Origin of the sequence: Mesorhizobium sp. M0761 (genome assembly GCF_040320205.1) — a bacterium.
In the GTDB taxonomy this organism is placed as follows: domain Bacteria; phylum Pseudomonadota; class Alphaproteobacteria; order Rhizobiales; family Rhizobiaceae; genus Mesorhizobium.
Map to the genome: position 1 here is coordinate 233368 of NZ_JAMYPF010000005.1, position 18151 is coordinate 251518.

Genomic DNA, 18151 nt, shown 5'->3' on the forward strand with positions numbered 1-18151 from the left:
GGCTCCGACTCTATACGCCGTATGATGATACCCGGTCGAAACCCGTTCCAATCTAGATCATCTCCAGGCCGCGTTTGCGCGTCGGCGGTGGAAAGGCGCGGTCGAGTTCGGCGAGGTCTTCGGCCGTCAGCCTGATATCGTGCGCGGCGACATTCTGGCGGACGTGCTCCTGGCTGCTCGCCTTCGGGATGGCGATGACACCGGGCTGCGCCATCACCCAGGCCAGGGCGATCTGTGCCGGCGTTGCGTTGTGGCGGGCGGCGATGGTTTCCAGCCTGGAATTGCGCGCCAGCGCGCCCTGCTCGACCGGCGAATAGGCCATCAGCGGGATGCCGCGCTGCCGGCTCCATGGCGCGAGATCGAATTCGGGGCCGCGCCGCGACAGATTGTAGAGTACCTGGTTGGTCTGGACATGATCTCCAGACGACAGGCCGGTCAGCTCCTCCATTTCGTCGGTGTCGAAATTGCTGACGCCCCAGTGACGGATCTTGCCGGCCTTCTTCAACGCCTCGAAAGCCTCGACCGTTTCGCCTAGAGGCACACTGCCCGGCCAATGCAGGAGATAGAGATCGATGCGGTCGGTGCGCAGGCGCTTCAAGCTGTTTTCGCAGGCCCGCGCCACGCCGGTGCGCGAGGCATTGGACGGCAATACCTTGGAGACGAGAAAGAGTTCGTCGCGGCGCCCGGCAATGGCTTCCGCCACCACCTCCTCGGCGCCGCCGCTGGCATACATTTCAGCGGTGTCGATCAACGTGATGCCGAGGTCCAGCCCGAGCTTCAGGGCATTGACCTCCCCGGCGCGGCGGCGGGAATCCTCGCCCATCTTCCATGTGCCCTGTCCCAGCACCTGGACGGCCTCGCCCGAAGGCAACGTGGTGGTTCTTATGGTCGTGGGCATGGAGGCTCCTCGTATGGCGGTCAATGCGCATGGCATCACAAGCACAGGGAGAAATCCAGAATAGATCCCGCATTCTTCTCCGCAGTCGTTGCTGCGCTATTTGACCGGATGGGCGGCGAGCCAGGCCTGCATCTTGGTGATCTCCGCTTCCTGCGCGGCGATGACATCTTCGGCCAGCTTGCGGATTTCGGGATCCTTGCCGTTGGCGAGTTCCACCTTGGCCATGTCGATCGCGCCCCGATGATGCGGGATCATGCCGCGCACGAAGTCGACATCGGCATTGCCGGAATATTCGATCATCATGTCGGTGTGCATCTTGTCCATCGCCGCCTTGTAGCCGTCGGTCGAAGGACCTTGCGCGCCCATCGCGCCCATGTCGTGTTTCATCTCTTCGGATTGCGCCGGGACGCTTTCGAGGAAAACGGCAAGCAGCATTCCCGCCGCCATCATCAAAAGCACGATCTTCTTAGCCAAGGTCATCCATGATCTCCTGTTGATTGATATTCGTATCTGGGGGCTTTGCTCAGAGTTTCAACGTCCGCAGCCGCAATGCGTTGGCGATGACCGAAACCGAAGACAGGCTCATGGCCGCCGCCGCCAGCATCGGCGACAAAAGCGTGCCGGTGAGCGGATAGAGCACGCCGGCGGCAACCGGCACGCCAAGCACATTGTAGAGGAAGGCGAAAAACAGATTCTGGCGGATGTTGCGGATCGTCCCCTGGGCGAGCGTTCGGGCCCTGACGATGCCGTTGAGATCGCCCTTGACCAGCGTAATGCCGGCGCTCTCGACAGCGACATCGGCGCCGGTGCCCATGGCGATGCCGACATCGGCGCTGGCCAGGGCCGGCGCATCGTTGACGCCGTCGCCGGCCATGGCTACGCCGGCACCTTTCGCACGCAACTCCTCGACAAGGGCTGCCTTTTGTTCCGGCAGCAGGCCGGCGCGCACCTCGTCGATGCCAAGGCTTTTGGCGATGGCGCGCGCCGTGCATTCATTGTCGCCGGTCGCCATGATGATCCGCAAGCCTCTGTCGTGCAGCGCCCTGATCGCCTCGGCTGTCGTTGCCTTGACCGGATCGGCGACCGCGACAATGCCGGCCAGTCTTTTGTCCACCGCAACGAACATCGCCGTCTTGCCCTCGGCCTGCAGCGCCTCAGCTTTCGCCGAAAGGGAAGCGGTGTCCATGCCCACGTCGGCCATCATGGCGGCGTTGCCGAGAGAAACCTTCCTGCCAGACACCGTGCCGGATACGCCCTTGCCGGTGACGGCGTCGAAGCCGCTGGCCTCGATGAGCGTCAGCCCGCGTTCGCCGGCGCCGCCGACAATGGCCTCGGCCAGCGGATGCTCCGAGCCTTTTTCCAGCCCGGCGGCGAGCGCCAGCAACTCATTCTCGGACAGGCCTTCGGCAGCGACGACATCGGTCAAGCGAGGCTTGCCTTCGGTCAAGGTGCCGGTCTTGTCGACGATCAACGTGTCGACCGAAGCGAAGCGCTCGAGCGCGGCCGCGTCCTTGATCAGCACGCCCGCGTGCGCCCCGCGCCCGGTGGCGGTCATGATCGACATCGGCGTCGCCAGGCCGAGCGCGCAGGGGCAGGCGATGATCAGCACCGAGACCGCCGAGACGATGGCAAAGATCAAGCTGGGTTCGGGACCGAAGATCGCCCAGGCGGCAAAGGCCATGAGCGCGACCAGCACGACGGCCGGCACGAAGTAGAAGGAGACGCGATCGGCCAGACCTTGAATCGGCGCGCGCGAACGCTGCGCCTTTGCGACCAGCTCGACGATGCGCGAAAGCGTCGTTTCGGAGCCGACCTTTTCGGCGCGCATGATCAGCGAACCGTTCTTGTTGAGCGTGCCGCCGGTCAAGGCATCGCCTTTCGTTTTTTCGACCGGCAGCGGCTCGCCCGAGATCATCGATTCGTCGATGGAGGAACGGCCTTCCGTTACGATGCCGTCGACCGGCACGGCGTCGCCTGGACGGAGGCGCAGGTGGTCGCCGGTCTTGACCGCATCGAGCGGCACGTCGGTGTCGGAGCCGTCCTCCCCGATCAGCCGTGCCGTCTTCGGCGCCAGGTCGAGCAGCGCACGGATGGCCGAGCCGGTCTTTTCGCGCGCCCGCAATTCGAGCACCTGACCGAGGAATACCAGCGCGACGATGACGGAAGCTGCCTCGAAATAGACCGGGACGGTGCCGCCATGGCCACGGAACTGATGCGGAAAGATGTCCGGAAACAGTGCGGCGACGACGCTGTAGAGGTAGGCCGCACCCACACCCAGCGAAATCAGCGTCCACATGTTGGGGCTGCGGTTGACCAGCGACTCCCAGCCGCGGTGGAAGAAGGGGAAGGCCGCCCACAGCACCACCGGGCTGGCCAGCGCCAATTCCAGCCAGACCATCGTGCGCTCGTCGACAAACGCCTGGAACGTCAGGCCGAGCATCGGCGCCATGGCAACGATCAGCAGCGGCACGGACAGCACCGCACTGACCCAGAACCGTCTGGTGAAGTCTACCAGTTCGGGGTTCGGGCCCTCATCGCCAGTGGGAACGCCCATCGGCTCAAGCGCCATGCCGCAGATCGGGCAGGAGCCGGGCTTGTCTCTTATCACTTCGGGGTGCATCGGGCAGGTGTATTGAGTGCCTTTCGGCACTGGCGACGGCGTCGGCCTATCGCCGAGATAGTTTTGCGGCTCGGCCTCGAACTTCGCCCGGCAGCCGGCCGAGCAGAAATAGAAACCCTGGCCTTCGTGGCGGAAAAAATGCCTGGCGGTAGCGCGGTCGACACTCATGCCACAGACGGGGTCGGTGGCGGTCAGGTATTTTTCGGGCCCGGCGACGAATTTCGTACGGCAACCCTCGCTGCAGAAGTGAAAGAGACGGCCGCCATGCTCGGCCGTCGGCTTGCCCGCGGCCGGATCGACGCTCATGCCGCACACCGGATCGCGCACCACGGCTTCGGCGGCCGGCTCAGCAGCCTTTGCCGCACAACAGCTGCCATCGGCCGCGTGGTGGTGATGCTCGGAATGCGCCATCGAAAAATGCCTTATATCTGTCTGGGTGAGGAGGTAGTGCTTCCAGTAACTGGAAGGTCAAGGGGCGATTTCGACTTTTCGATCATGGCCGTCATCGCGCACATCAAAGGGAAAATCGCTTACGCGACTTTGTTCCCATGCTATGGACGCGCGTCCCACTGCATCGATCCCACCCAAATGAAATGCCTGATTATCAATCTCGATCGGTCCCGCGATCGCCTCGCCCATGTAACGGCGGAGTTCGCGCGCATCGGCACCGCCTTCGAGCGGGTCGCCGCCATCGATGCGCGAGATCGGCCGGATCTGGCCGAAATGCCGCAGGGCAAGAAGCATTTGCGTCTGGCCGACGCCGAGATTGCATGCCTGCTCAGCCACCAACAGTGTTGGTCGATGATCGCTGCAGGTGAGGATGCTTACGCGGCGATTTTCGAGGACGATGTCGTTTTCCCGGACAAAGCCGGTGCTTTGCTTGCCGATGCGGGCTGGATTCCCGCCGATGCGGACATCGTCAAGCTTGAAACGTTCTTCAACCGGACCGTCATTTCACGCAGGCAAGTCGCCTGCGGCCACGGTTTTTCTGCGAGCAGACTGCACGGGCTCCATATCGGTACGGCCGGATACATCCTGTCCAGACAGGCCGCGCGGGACCTTCTTGCGGCAACGAATGAGATCAGCATTCCCGTCGATCACCTCATCTTCAATCCGCGTTTTGCGACCTCGTCCGACAAGGTCATTTACCAACTCGTCCCAGCATTGTGCCTGCAGGCACAATTCCTCGGCGACAGTCCGGTGAGATTGCCAAGCCTGCTCAAGCAGGAGCGAACAGAGGAATGGGTGGCAAGCGGGATAGGTAAACGGCGCCCCAGGCCAATCACCGCCAAGGTAAGGATCGAGACCAGGCGGTTGACGCGGCAGATCGCCGATCTCTTCCGGCTCCGGCGCGAGATGATCATCCCTTTCTGGTATCGCGGCCGACGCGTCCGTCCGCCCCATACACAGCGCCGTGAAAACGCGCTATAGACGCCGCGCAAAGGCGAGGCCCACCGGCAATCCATGGCAAAAATCTCCCTCAAGCTCGACGCGCTGATCGACAGCGAGGCTTTGCGCCGCGACATGACGGCGCTGATCTCGGCGGCCAGCGGCATCGAGCCCGGCGCGCGCGTCGGTGCGCTCCGGCTGCTGAAGGATCGGCTGACCGAGGGCCGCAAGGTTGCCGAGCGCATGCTGATGGACGATGGCAGCGGCACGGCCTGCGCCGCCCGGCTGTCGCATCTGATGGACGAGATCATCCGCGCCCTCTACGAGTTCGCCGCGACCCACGTCTACCGGGTGAAAAGCCCCTCGACCGCAGAGCGCATGGCGGTCGTTGCCGTCGGCGGCTATGGCCGCGGCACGCTGGCGCCGGGCTCCGACATCGACCTGTTGTTCCTGCTGCCCTACAAGCAGACGCCGTGGGGCGAACAGATCGTCGAATATATGCTCTATATGCTGTGGGACCTCGGGTTGAAGGTTGGCCACGCCACCCGCAACATCGACGAGTGTCTCAGGCTGTCGCGCAGCGATATCACCATCCGCACCACGATCCTGGAAGCGCGGTTCCTGTGGGGCGAACAGAAGCTCTTCGACGAATTGCTCACCCGCTTCGACCATGAAGTGGTGCGCACCACCGGACCGGAATATGTGCAGGCCAAGCTCGCCGAACGCGACGATCGCCATGCCAAGGCCGGCGAAAGCCGCTATCTGGTCGAGCCCAACGTCAAGGACGGCAAGGGCGGCCTGCGCGATTTGCAGACGCTGTTCTGGATCGCCAAGTATTTTTATCGCGTGCGCACCGGCGAGGAATTGGTCGAGAAAGGTGTCTTCACCGAGGCCGAGTACCGCGAATTCCAGAAGGCCGAAGACTTCCTGTGGGCGGTGCGCTGCCACATGCATTTCCTCACCGGCAAGCCAGAGGAACGGCTGCATTTCGATATCCAGCGCGAGATTGCCGAACGTCTCGGCTACACCACGCATCCCGGTCTGTCGGCGGTCGAGCGCTTCATGAAGCACTACTTCCTCGTCGCCAAGGATGTCGGCGACCTCACCCGCATCTTCTGCGCCGCGCTCGAGGAAGAGCAGGCCAAGCATGTGCCCGGCTTCAACCGCATCTTCCTCACCTTCCAGCGCCGCAAGCGCAAGCTGGCAGGCACGTCGGACTTCATTGTCGACAATCACCGCATCAACGTCGCCGACGACAGCGTGTTCGAGCGCGACCCGGTCAATCTGCTCAGGCTGTTCTGGTTCGCCGACAAGCACGGGCTGGAGTTCCATCCCGATGCGCTGAAGCTGCTCACCCGCTCGCTCGGTCTGGTCAACAAGTCGCTGCGGCGCGACGAGGAGGCCAACCGGCTGTTCCTCGACATCCTGACCTCGGACCGCAATGCCGAGCTTAATTTGCGGCGCATGAACGAGGCCGGCCTGCTCGGCAGGCTGATCCCCGATTTCGGCAGAATAGTCGCCATGATGCAGTTCTCGATGTACCACCACTATACGGTGGACGAGCACCTGATCCGCTGCATCGGCGTCTTGGCCGAGATCGAGCGCGGCGACGGCGAAAAGGTGCATCCGCTCTCGCACACGCTGATGCCGGGGCTAGAGAAGAGCCGCGAGGCGCTCTATGTCGCGGTGCTGCTGCACGACATCGCCAAGGGCCGGCCGGAGGATCACTCAGAGGCCGGCGCCCGGATCGCGCGCCGCATCTGCCCGCATATGGGGCTGTCGGCGGCCGACACCGAGACAGTCGCCTGGCTGGTCGAGAACCATCTGGTGATGTCGATGACGGCGCAGACGCGCGACCTCAACGACCGCAAGACGATCGAGGATTTCGCCTCGATCGTGCAATCGGTTGAGCGGCTAAAAATGCTATTGATCCTGACCGTCTGCGACATCAGGGGTGTCGGGCCGGGCGTGTGGAACGGCTGGAAGGGCCAGCTCCTGCGCACGCTCTACTACGAGACCGAACTGCTTTTGACCGGCGGCTTCTCGGAAGTGTCGCGCGCCAAGCGGACGGCGGCGGCGCGCGAGCGGCTGGCCGAGGCGCTGGCCGATTGGCCGGACAAGGCCCGCAAGCGCTATGTCGGCCTGCATTACGAGAACTATCTGCTGACGGTCGACCTCCCCGATCAGCTGCGCCATGCCGAATTCATTCGCGAAGCCGACGCGGCAGGCAAGAAGCTCGCCACCGTGGTCAGGACTCACCAATTCGAGGCGGTGACCGAGATCACCGTGCTGGCGCAGGACCATCCGCGCCTGCTTTCGGTTATTGCCGGCGCCTGTGCCGGCGCCGGCGGCAACATCGTCGACGCGCAGATCTTCACCACGTCCGACGGCCGCGCGCTGGACATCATCCTGATCTCACGGGAATTCGACCGCGATGAGGATGAGCGCCGTCGCGCCGAGCGCGTCGGCCGGCTGATCGAGGACGTGCTGTCGGGCAAGAGCTGGCTGCCGGAGATGATCGAGAAGCGCACCCGGCCGCGGCGCGGCGCCAAGGTGTTCAAGATTCCGCCGCGCGCCGAAATCCGCAACACGCTGTCGAACCGGTTTTCGGTGATCGAGGTCGAGGGACTGGACCGGCCTGGGCTGTTGTCGGAAATCACCAGTGCGTTGTCCGATCTCTCGCTCGACATCGCCTCGGCTCACATCACCACCTTCGGCGAGAAGGTGATCGACACTTTCTATGTCACCGACCTTACGGGGCAGAAGATCGACAACCCGGCACGCACCGCCACCATCCACGCCAGGCTGATCGCGGCGCTTGAAGGCGTTGTCCCAGAGCGCGGCGGCAAGGCCAAGGCGGCGGCCGAGTGACCATCACTTTGTCCCAATCACCCCCTTTGTCCCAATCATCCAGGCAATCTCCCCGCGCATGAGCCTCGTCAAGAAATTCGCCACGGTTGCGTCCGGCACGCTGATGAGCCGCGCCCTTGGCTTTGGCCGCGAAATGCTGATGGCGGCCGCACTCGGCACCGGGCCGGTGGCGGACGCCTTCAACGCCGCCTTTCAGTTTCCCAACACGTTTCGCCGGCTGTTTGCCGAAGGCGCCTTCAACGCCGCTTTCGTGCCGCTGTTTGCCAAGGAGATCGAGACTCACGGCACCGACGGCGCCAAGCGCTTTTCGGAGGAAGTGTTCGGCGTCCTGTTCACCGCACTTCTGGCGCTGACCATCGTCATGGAATTGGCGATGCCGCTGATCGTGCGCTATCTCGTGGCGCCGGGCTTTGCCGACACGCCGGGCAAATTCGAGACGACCGTCCTGCTGGCGACGATCATGTTCCCGTATCTCATCTGCATGTCGCTCGCAGCCATGATGGCCGGCATGCTGAATTCGCTGCGCCGCTATTTCGCGGCTGCCGTGGCGCCCGCATTCCTCAACATCATCCTGATTAGCGTGCTCGGCTACGCCTGGTACCACGGCATGGATGCCCGTGAGGTTGGTTTCAGCCTGTCCTGGGGCGTGCTGGCGGCGGGGCTGGTACAGCTCGCCATTGTCTGGGTGGCTGTGCGCAATGCCGGCATCGCCATCGGTTTTCGCCGGCCGAAGATGACGCCCAACGTCAAGCGCCTGCTGATCCTGGCGCTGCCGGCGGCGATCACCGGCGGCATCACCCAGATCAACCAGCTGATCGGCACGGCGATCGCGTCGGCGCAGGACAGCGCCGTGTCGTCGCTTGCTTACGCCGACCGCATCTACCAGCTGCCGCTCGGCGTCGTCGGCGTCGCGGTGGCCATCGTGCTGTTGCCGGAGCTGTCGCGGGCGCTGAAATCGGGCAATCTGGTCGAGGCAGCCAATCTGCAGAACCGCTCGGTCGAGTTCACCCTGTTCATGACCTTGCCGGCGGCGGCGGCCCTTTGGGTAATGGCGGAGCCGATCGTGCGGCTGGTCTATGAGCGCGGCGCCTTCGCCGCCAACGGCTCGACGCCGACCGTGGCCGCGATCCTGGCGATTTTCGGCCTCGGCCTGCCGGCCTTCGTGCTGATCAAGGCCTTCACTCCCGGCTATTTCGCCCGCGAGGACACGCGCACGCCGATGATGTTCGCCGCCATCTCGGTCGGCGTGAACGTGATCACCGCGCTGACGCTGTTCCCGAAAATGGGCGCGCCCGGCATTGCGGTGGCCTCGGCCGTCGCCGGCTGGGTCAACGCGGTGATGCTGCTTGCGGTGCTGATCCGACGTGGCCATTGGGGCCGCGACGTGCCATTGCTGAAGCGCATTCCGCGCCTGGTGCTGTCGGCTGCGGTGATGGCGGTGGCGCTCTATTTCGCCGAGCACTGGCTGGCCGTCAGGCTCGGCCCCGGCTCGCCACTGGTGATCAAGGCAACGACGCTGCTGGCGCTGGTAGCCGGCGGCGCTCTGCTCTACTTCATCACGGCCTTTGCCACCGGCGGCGCCGATTTCGGCATGATCCGGCGCAATGTGAAACGCGGCTCGGGCAAGGCAGCGGCGCCAGCGCCAAACGCCGATCTGGACGAATAGTCCGGGCGAGCTAACAGCAACACCGGTCTTGATCCTCTCCGCCCCTTCGTCCATAAGCGCGCCGTCGCAAGACTTTCGCCGCGCGTGGTTTCCAGCCGCGTGATTGGCTCCGAAAAGTCTGCAACTTTTCGGAATCACGCTTATACGGCCCTCCACAAGCCATGAGGACATCATGACCGCCTTCAAACAGCTCGTCTTTTCCGGGGTACAGCCGACCGGCAATCTGCATCTCGGCAACTATCTCGGCGCCATCAAGAAATTCGTCGCCCTGCAGGACACGTCAGACTGCATCTATTGCGTCGTCGACCTGCATTCGCTGACGGCACAGCTCGTCCATGACGACCTCGCCGACCAGACCCGCTCGATCACCGCGGCCTTCCTTGCCTCCGGCATCGACCCGAAGAAGCACATCGTCTTCAACCAGTCGCGGGTGATGCAGCATGCCGAGCTTGCCTGGATCTTCAACTGCGTGGCGCGCATCGGCTGGATGAACAAGATGACGCAGTTCAAGGACAAGGCCGGCAAGGACCGCGAAAATGCCTCGCTGGGCCTGCTAGCCTATCCCTCACTGATGGCGGCCGACATCCTGCTCTACCGCGCCACCCATGTGCCGGTGGGCGAGGATCAAAAGCAACATCTGGAGCTGACCCGCGACATCGCGCAAAAGTTCAACAATGACTTTTCGAGCCGCATCGCCAGCCTTGGCGTCGGCGTCGAGATGCAGGTCGGCGAGGAGACGGTAAACGGGTTCTTCCCGATAACCGAACCGGTGATCGGCGGGCCGGCGGCGCGCATCATGAGCCTGCGCGACGGTTCGAAGAAAATGTCGAAGTCGGACCCGTCCGACCTGTCGCGTATCAATTTGACCGACGATGCCGACACCATCTCGAAGAAGATCCGCAAGGCCAAGACCGACCCGGAAGCGTTGCCAAGCGAAGTCGACGGCCTGGAAAGCCGCCCGGAAGCGGAAAACCTGGTCGGCATCTATGCCGGGCTGGCCGAGATGTCGAAGGCGGACGTGCTGAAGGAGTTCGGCGGCCAGCAGTTTTCCGTGTTCAAGCCGGCGCTTGCCGACCTTGCCGTGGAAAAACTGGCGCCGATCGCCGGCGAGATGCGCCGCATCGAAGGCGACCGCGCCCATGTCGACGCGGTGCTGAGAGACGGCGGCGAACGCGCCGGCGCGCTGGCTGAGACCACGATGAAGACGGTACGCGACATTATAGGCCTGTTGCAGGGCTGATCCTACCGTCAGTGCACCGCACCATTCTGGCCCAAGGCCGGCGGCTTGCCGCCGGTCTGTCGCGGTGGCAGATTGCGGCCGAAAACATCGAGTAGATAGACATGGTCTCCAAACGCCTCAGTCGCGAAGCCGGCCATCGCAGGAAATTCCTGACGATCATCGACGACACGCCGGAGTGCGAGCGCGCCGTCGCGTACGCCTCCAAGCGGGCGCAGAGCACCAGCGGCACGCTGGTGCTGCTCTACATCATCACACCGGACGACTTTCAGCACTGGCTGGGCGTCGAGAAGATCATGCGCGAGGAAGCCAACGCCACGGCGCGCGCGGCACTCGACGGCTACGCCAACAAGGTGCGCCAGAAGCTCGGCATCGAGCCCGAGATGGTGGTGCGCGAAGGCAAGCCGACCGAGGAGATCCACAAGCTGATCGAGGAAGACCAGGACATCGCCATCCTGGTGCTGGCGGCAGGTGCCGGCAAGGAAGGACCCGGGCCGCTGGTCGGGGCTGTTGCCGGCAAGGGCGCCGCCTTCCCTATTCCCGTCACAGTGGTGCCGCAGAACCTTTCCGACGAGGAGATCGACAGCCTGGCATAGAGAGTGATGCCGGAAAGTGTGAAGCGGTTCGGATAACATCACGATCCTGGATTTATAGCCCGCGCGGGATTCATCCCCAGCCAGTAAAAACATTCCGCCAGCCAGCCATTTTGAGCGATGCGTTTCGCTTGAATGTCCAGCAGATTGAGCCTATTTAGAACTATTCCAAACTAGCTGCCCGACTGGGGCACGGAGACGGCCATGTTCATCCAGACCGAATCGACGCCGAACCCGGCAACGCTGAAGTTCCTGCCCGGCAAGGAAGTGCTTGTCGAAGGCACCGCCGATTTCCGCGACGCCGACAGTGCAGCCAGCGCCTCGCCGCTGGCCGGCCGCCTGTTCGAGATCCCCGGCGTGACCGGCGTCTTCTTCGGCTATGACTTCATCACCGTGACCAAGGACGGCCCGGACTGGCAGCACCTGAAGCCGGCCATCCTCGGCGCCATCATGGAGCATTTCATGTCGGGCGCGCCCGTCATGGTCAACGCCGGCCCCGCTGCCGAGACCAGCCAGACCGGCGAATTCTACGACAAGGCCGATGAGCAACTGGTCATCACCATCAAGGAATTGCTCGACACCAGGGTGCGCCCGGCGGTTGCCCAGGATGGCGGCGACATCACCTTCCGCGGCTTCGAGAACGGCACCGTGTTCCTGCACATGAAGGGCGCCTGCGCCGGCTGCCCGTCCTCGACGGCGACGCTGAAGCACGGCATCCAGAACCTGCTCCGCCACTTCGTGCCGGAAGTACAGCAGGTCGAGCAGGTCTCCTAAGACCCCTTCACGCATTCGAGCGAGCAACAAAAAACCGGGCCAGATTGCCCGGTTTTCTGTTTTGGACGTCCGTTGTTGCCTAGACGGTCCGCGTACGAAGGGTAACGCCTATCTTGACCTTGATCTTCCCGAAAACCGGTTCCACTTTTCGCTTTCGTGGACCTCGGTTCCGGATCAAGGTCCTACATCACGATGACCTTGGCACCGACCGAAGTGCGGTCGTAGAGGTCGATGATGTCCTGGTTCATCAGCCGGATGCAACCTGACGACATCGCTTTGCCGATCGAATTCCATTCCGGACTGCCGTGCAGGCGGTAGCCCATGTCGCCGCCCTTGTTGAACAGATACATGGCGCGCGCGCCGAGCGGGTTCTTCAAGCCCGGCTCCATGCCGCTCGCGAACTTCGCTAGCTCCGGCTGGCGCTGGATCATCTGCCGCGGCGGCGTCCAGGTCGGCCATTCGCGCTTCAGCGCGATATGGGCGGTGCCGTGCCATTCAAAGCCTTCGCGGCCGACGCCGATGCCGTAGCGGATCGCCCGGCCGTCGCCTTCGACGAAGTAGAGAAACTTGTTCTGGGTATCGACGACGATGGTGCCCGGCTTTTCCGAGGTGTCGTAGTTCACCTCTTGCCGGTGGTACTTCAGCGGCACCCTCTCGATCGGGATGCGCGGCAGTTGGTAGCCTGCATCGTTCACCGAACCGTAGTTGTTGGTGAACAGTTGCGAGCCGATCGTGCTGCAACCCGAGATCGCGGCCGACAACGCAAGTGCGGCGACGATTGCAAATGACTTCATGCGCATGAAATGGTCCGATGCCCCGCCAAGATGTCGCGACACGTTACGGCCGCTTTTCCTGAAATCATTCATGCTGGCATTTGCTTTGCTTGCCAAGCGCGCGATGCCTATATGCAGGAGCTTACGTGCCGGTAAGCCGTCAACTATGGCATTTCGGCAACAGGACTCACGGGATTGTGAAGGAAAAACAATGGGCGGCCCTGTCGGATAGCCTAGAAACAGGGAACCACATCGAGGAATCACAATGAATGTAGGCGATGCCGCGGCGCGGTCCGGCCTGCCGGCCAAGACCATCCGCTACTATGAAGAGATCGGCCTGATCGCGCCGGCGCGCGCCGGCAATGGCTATCGCGATTATTCCAGCGACGACATCCATCGGCTGGCCTTCCTGCGCCGTGCCCGCAACCTCGGCTTTTCAATCGACGATTGCCGCCAGCTGATGGCGCTCTACCGGGACCGCAGCCGCGCCAGCCACGATGTGCGCGAGATCGCCGCCGCCCATGTCAGCGCCATCGAGGAAAAGGTGCGCGAGCTGCAGTCGATGCGCACGACCTTGCAGACGCTGATCCAGGCCTGCCATGGTGACGACCGGCCGGATTGCCCGATTTTGGATGACATTGCGGGATCGGCGCTCGCTGGAGACAGGCGGGCCACGGTTTGAAGCACGGGCGCCGGGATAGACTGGGCGCCGGACGCGCAAGAAAATCCTCCAAAGGTCTATATCTCATTTGGCTAAAATTACGGAACGTCCAATGGACAAGAACGGAACCAAAGCGGTTACATCAGACCTTTGTCCTCACGGCGCAAGACTTTAGTCCTGCCGACTTATAGCTAAGAACGGAAGTTGATTAGCACGACATAGGGCCGCTACGGATCAGTACCCAGACTGCACCCAGACGAATATGGTGCGATCGCGGAAGGCGCTCGGATCTACCGCCGCCCTTGGGTTGTCAACGATAGAATCGCCTTCCAAGATGAGATTGTCTGGTTGGCGAACTTCAAACCCGAGAGACCGCTAAGGGCGTCCAATGAGCGAGAATGTCGGCCTCATTATTATCCGGTACCCAGCCTAGTCGCGACCCTGCTTAACCGGGAGCGAACAAAGGGCAGTCCTTTGACAGAGGAAGAAGTGATCCAAATCCGCGACACCTGCCCGGCGATCGCGATGCCTCCCGACGTTGCTCGACAGGTGGATGAGTCACGAGGCTATCTCGATATTGATCCAGAAAATTGCTGGGAAGAATGGCAACGAGTTCGGAAGGAGCTGGCCGAAAGTTAAGGCATTATGGAGCATAACTCACCAAATATGATGATGTTTGCCACCGTTGGCGGCGGATTCATTGTGCTGGATCCGCGCCGTCACTGATTAACGTTGAAGGCGCTCTGCTGATTATCTCGCCTTCAAGCGCCTGATAAAACGGGAATTTGATATCAATGTATGGCGTCGGAACTCCATTCTTGCCCGCATATTGGACCAGTCTTCCCGTGCCACGGCTCTTCCGCGCTGAACGCCCGAAAAGGTCACTATATCGGCGCGGCGTCACTCCGAAGAAATGTTCAAATATGACAGAGGGGTAGTCTCGATATTTGCCACGATCGCCGCCCTCCACCAGAAGCGCATCAGCATGTAGATCAAAAGCTAGGCTCTTTGGGTACGGCTCCAAAAACACAACCCGCTCTATCCCGCTTGCTATGATGTGCTTTGCGCACATATGGCATGGGAAAGTAGTGCAATGGAGTGTGCCGCCTTTAACGGCAACACCAAGCCGAGCAGCGTCAGAAATTGCAGACATTTCAGCGTGGACGATACGACCGTATTCGAGTGCATCCATGAACTGACTGTCTTCAATTTTGGGATCAGAAAGCAGAGCATCGATGTCTGCGTCGGGCTGGATTACGCGGATTATCTCACTCAGAATTTCACGTTTCCTTTGGTCATTTGAGTCCACTCCACGCACGTACTCACGGTCATCGAATGCCTCGTCGCACCAATATGTTCCCCCTGTGGCCTTGGGAACTTCGTTGGACCCGAGCGACACGACCTCACCTGTTTTGGAAAATATTGCGGCTCCAACTTGCCTGGAGAGGTCCAAAGTTCGAAGCGCAGCCGCCTTGGCTAAAAACATGCCGTATTCCATATGTGTCGGTGAGATAATGTTTGAGCCAAAGATAAGCTCACACATTCTCTCCACCTGGTCCTTGACCGTCTGCGGCGAATCCAAATTGATAATCAGGTCGGCGTCATGAAATATCTTGGCTACCCTCTGTCCATGCGCTTGCCCGACCTCGTTTTCATCATCTTGTATTATTTTTTCGGCGAGGTCACGGTAGCGATAAGGTCCAGATTCGTTCTTACTGTGAGCAAAATCCCTTGAAAGAAAATCTACCCGTGATCCCCTGCGAGAATATATAGAGACTTGAAAGAATAATCGTCCATATGCAGATCGGAGGAGGTCAATTTCCTCTTTTCGTTTAAATTGATGCAGAAGGTATACAGTTCGAGAGAACTTGTCGTCTTTTTGAATGCGAATGCGCTGGCGAACTATCCTAGCTATTGCTGAAACCGCCAGAACGTCATCGGTAAATTCTGCCCTAAGTTGATTTCCGTACGCAATGTATGAGCGGAAGCGTTTGAACCTATCTCTTCGTTCTAGTTCGATGCCAGGAGTTATGTAATTCTGCATTATATCAAATATATCGGTGACTTTGATTTCAACAACACGATAGTTTCGCTGCTCGAAATAGGTCCTAAACTCCTTTACAGCGGGTATATGGTCAGCGCCAATTGGCGCGACAAATCCGAAGAACATTTCCGGGAATTCGATTCGTGAAATAGCAGTGGATGTACTCATTTTGTTCTCCCCTCCCACGCTTTTTTATGGTATGGTATAGATCAACGCTAGATTGATGGTGATTCGTTATGAAGCGACCGACGCGACATTCACGGCACGATCTCGCAATCTCTAGCCAGGCGCTTTTGATTCGCCATCAGGCTCATCTTGATGGTTGGCGCAACGAAAGATCACTTTCGCGCGCCGAGGAATATCATATCTCTGATGACGAAACTGCGCCTGCCCCCGGCGCAACGACTCGTGTATTATGCGAGCCTCCGTCAGAATAGTCGAGCTACGCCTCCAGACTGACTTGCCGGACGCCGATCACATCCATGCACATCATAAAGAACGCGGCGGTGAAGCTGCCACGGTTTATCTTGTTTGCCAAGTTGCGGTCGCTGTCATGCGCGCCGCGATCCTTCAGCTTTTCCGCCAGAACGGCATACGTTTACAATCCATTTCCAAAAACAGGTTCAAACCGTGAACAAAATCTGGCATGGTGCCGGCCATGCCGATCATTTCCCCGATTCCCCTCAATCCCCTGATCGACGGCCGCCAGTCTGACCGCGCCATGCTGGTGCGGCGGGGCGTGCAGCGGCTGCTTATGCAAATGGGCATGCATGTGCTGCCCGAACTGTCGCTGGCCACCGGGCGGCGCGCCGACCTTGTGGCGCTGACCAGGCAGGGCGACATCTGGATCATCGAGGTCAAATCCTCGATCGAGGATTTCCGCGTCGACCGCAAATGGCCTGACTACCGGCTGCACTCCGACCGCTTCTTCTTCGCCACCCATCCGGGCGTGCCATCGGAGATCTTCCCCGACGAATGCGGCTTCATCCTCTCCGACGGCTACGGCGCCGAGATTCTGCGCGATGCGCCCGAGCACCGGATGGCGGCGGCAACGCGCAAGGCGCTGATGCTGCGCATCGCACGGGCGGGTGCGGCGCGGCTGCTGGCGGCGGAACTGGCGGGTGTGGCGGTGCCGGCGCTGGCGGGAGAGAGCGAGTAGACGAAGCTCAAGTTCCTCGCCCCGCTTTGCGGGGGCGAGGAACCCAAGAACACCTACTCCACCACCTCCTCCACCCCTGCCGCCGGCGCCATCAGCAACACGGCGGCACCCAGCAGCGCTGCAACGAAGGACCCCGCCAGGATGCCGACCTTGACGGCGTCCTGCAGCGCCATGTCGTTGGCGAAGGCAAGCAGGCCGATGAACAGGCTCATGGTGAAGCCGATGCCGCAGAGCAGCGAAATGCCGACCATGTGCAGCCAGCCGGCATTGACCGGCAGGTCGGCGAAACCGAGCCGGATCGCCAGCGCCGAGGAGCCGAAGACGCCGGCCAGCTTGCCCAGCACCAGGCCGGCGGCAACGCCGAGCGTCAGCGGCTCGACCAGGGCAGAGGCGCTGAGGCCGGCCAGCGACACGCCGGCATTGGCAAAGCCGAAAATCGGGATGACGAAGAAGGGCACGATCTTGTGCAGGCCGTGTTCGAGCCGGTGCAACGGCGAATGGTCGAGATCGTGGCCGCTACCGTCAGAGATTTTCAGCGGAATGGTGAGCGCCAGCGCGACGCCGGCCAGCGTGGCATGCACGCCCGATTTCAGCACCAGCACCCACAGCACGGCGCCGAGCACTAGGTAGGGCGTCAGCCTCATCACCCGCATGCGGTTGAGCACGATGAGCACCGCGATGACGGCGAAGGCCGCACCGAGATAGGCCAGCGACAGGCCGCTGGTGTAGAAGATGGCGATGATGATGACGGCGCCGAGATCGTCGATGATGGCGAGCGCGGTGAGAAAGATCTTGAGCGACGCCGGCACGCGGTTGCCGAGCAGCGACAGTACGCCGAGCGCAAAGGCGATGTCGGTGGCGGTCGGGATCGCCCAGCCGGAGAGCGCGGCGGCGTTGTTGCGGTTGATGGCGACATAGACCAGCGCGGGAACCAGCATGCCGCCGGCGGCGGCGACGCCCGGCAGCACGCGGCGCGGCCAGGTCGAGAGCTGACCGTCGAGCATCTCGCGCTTGATCTCGAGGCCGACCAGCAGGAAGAACACCGCCATCAGCCCATCGTTGATCCAGTGCGACACGCTGAGCGGGCCGAGATAGGCGTGGAGAGCGGCGAAATAGGTTTCGGCCAATGGTGAATTGGCGACGATCAGCGCAAGGGCTGCCGCAACCATCAGGATGATGCCGCCCGCCGCCTCGCCGTCGAGGAATTCGCGAAGGATGGATTTCGGCTGCTTGTCGCGCATCTGTGCTCCGTTGCCGGGTTTTCCGGCGGCGTTATTGCCGATGATGGGCAAAGGTCGATGGCACGGCAAGCACAACTGTTTCCAGCGTTGGCGCCGCCCCTCATTGTCCTGCCGGACGTTCGTCATTCGAAAAGCCAAGCAGTTGGCTTTTCGTCCGCTTCGCGGACCATTCCTCAACTCCCCGCATAGCGACGGGGAGAAAGAGGCAGCTTCAGCCTCGCCGTC

General features: G+C 61.7%; 15 protein-coding genes. 8 read left to right on the forward strand and 7 right to left on the reverse strand.

Annotated features, from left to right (window positions below; translation table 11 throughout):
- Nucleotides 1–52: 52 nt before the first annotated feature.
- The 3 genes from NKI32_RS10845 to NKI32_RS10855 all read right to left on the reverse strand — a co-directional run bounded on the left by NKI32_RS10845 (nt 53) and on the right by NKI32_RS10855 (nt 3929).
- Entirely contained in the window at nt 53–898 is an 846-nt protein-coding gene (locus NKI32_RS10845) for an aldo/keto reductase (RefSeq protein WP_353002598.1), read from the reverse strand.
- Between the two features lie 96 nt (nt 899–994).
- A complete protein-coding gene (copM, locus tag NKI32_RS10850; RefSeq protein WP_023823806.1) occupies nt 995–1378 on the reverse strand; it encodes a CopM family metallochaperone in 384 nt (127 codons plus the stop codon).
- A 43-nt stretch (nt 1379–1421) separates the two neighbouring features.
- Nucleotides 1422–3929, reverse strand: coding sequence for a heavy metal translocating P-type ATPase (locus NKI32_RS10855; protein ID WP_353002599.1), 2508 nt, complete (start codon nt 3927–3929; stop codon nt 1422–1424).
- A gap of 84 nt (nt 3930–4013) precedes the next feature.
- On the opposite strand from NKI32_RS10855, the gene NKI32_RS10860 reads away from it, so the two are divergent.
- The 6 genes from NKI32_RS10860 to NKI32_RS10885 all read left to right on the forward strand — a co-directional run bounded on the left by NKI32_RS10860 (nt 4014) and on the right by NKI32_RS10885 (nt 12048).
- Nucleotides 4014–4949: a glycosyltransferase family 25 protein gene (locus NKI32_RS10860; RefSeq protein WP_353002660.1), complete on the forward strand. Its 936-nt coding sequence runs from the start codon at nt 4014–4016 to the stop codon at nt 4947–4949.
- Nucleotides 4950–4982: 33 nt separating this feature from the next.
- Nucleotides 4983–7778, forward strand: coding sequence for a [protein-PII] uridylyltransferase (locus tag NKI32_RS10865; protein WP_023690023.1), 2796 nt, complete (start codon nt 4983–4985; stop codon nt 7776–7778).
- Nucleotides 7779–7836: 58 nt separating this feature from the next.
- Complete coding sequence (gene murJ / locus NKI32_RS10870; protein WP_023698942.1) at nt 7837–9444, forward strand: murein biosynthesis integral membrane protein MurJ; 1608 nt, start codon at nt 7837–7839, stop codon at nt 9442–9444.
- 172 nt (nt 9445–9616) lie between these two features.
- The gene (gene trpS, locus NKI32_RS10875) at nt 9617–10684 is read left to right on the forward strand and encodes a tryptophan--tRNA ligase (RefSeq protein ID WP_023725837.1); all 1068 of its coding nucleotides are present in this window, start codon (nt 9617–9619) and stop codon (nt 10682–10684) included.
- A gap of 101 nt (nt 10685–10785) precedes the next feature.
- On the forward strand, nt 10786–11277 hold the full coding sequence (locus NKI32_RS10880; RefSeq protein WP_023672856.1) for a universal stress protein: 492 nt from the start codon (nt 10786–10788) through the stop codon (nt 11275–11277).
- A 201-nt stretch (nt 11278–11478) separates the two neighbouring features.
- Nucleotides 11479–12048, forward strand: a complete 570-nt coding sequence (locus NKI32_RS10885) for a NifU family protein (protein ID WP_023685140.1) — start codon at nt 11479–11481, stop codon at nt 12046–12048.
- Between the two features lie 182 nt (nt 12049–12230).
- Here NKI32_RS10885 and NKI32_RS10890 read toward each other — a convergent pair whose 3' ends face one another.
- The gene (locus tag NKI32_RS10890; protein ID WP_023692663.1) at nt 12231–12848 is read right to left on the reverse strand and encodes a L,D-transpeptidase; all 618 of its coding nucleotides are present in this window, start codon (nt 12846–12848) and stop codon (nt 12231–12233) included.
- Nucleotides 12849–13086: 238 nt separating this feature from the next.
- Here NKI32_RS10890 and cueR point away from each other — a divergent pair, with 238 nt between their 5' ends.
- Nucleotides 13087–13503: a Cu(I)-responsive transcriptional regulator gene (cueR, locus tag NKI32_RS10895; protein ID WP_353002600.1), complete on the forward strand. Its 417-nt coding sequence runs from the start codon at nt 13087–13089 to the stop codon at nt 13501–13503.
- 676 nt (nt 13504–14179) lie between these two features.
- Here cueR and NKI32_RS10900 read toward each other — a convergent pair.
- On the reverse strand, nt 14180–15694 hold the full coding sequence (locus NKI32_RS10900) for an anti-phage dCTP deaminase (protein WP_023725839.1): 1515 nt from the start codon (nt 15692–15694) through the stop codon (nt 14180–14182).
- Between the two features lie 274 nt (nt 15695–15968).
- Nucleotides 15969–16064 (reverse strand): DUF6471 domain-containing protein, encoded by a 96-nt coding sequence (locus tag NKI32_RS10905; RefSeq protein ID WP_352670799.1) that lies wholly within the window; start codon nt 16062–16064, stop codon nt 15969–15971.
- A 120-nt stretch (nt 16065–16184) separates the two neighbouring features.
- Here NKI32_RS10905 and NKI32_RS10910 point away from each other — a divergent pair, with 120 nt between their 5' ends.
- On the forward strand, nt 16185–16685 hold the full coding sequence (locus tag NKI32_RS10910; protein WP_353002601.1) for an MmcB family DNA repair protein: 501 nt from the start codon (nt 16185–16187) through the stop codon (nt 16683–16685).
- A gap of 53 nt (nt 16686–16738) precedes the next feature.
- Here the strand turns inward: NKI32_RS10910 and nhaA are convergent, their stop codons facing one another.
- Complete coding sequence (nhaA, locus tag NKI32_RS10915; RefSeq protein WP_353002602.1) at nt 16739–17926, reverse strand: Na+/H+ antiporter NhaA; 1188 nt, start codon at nt 17924–17926, stop codon at nt 16739–16741.
- Nucleotides 17927–18151 lie beyond the last annotated feature (225 nt).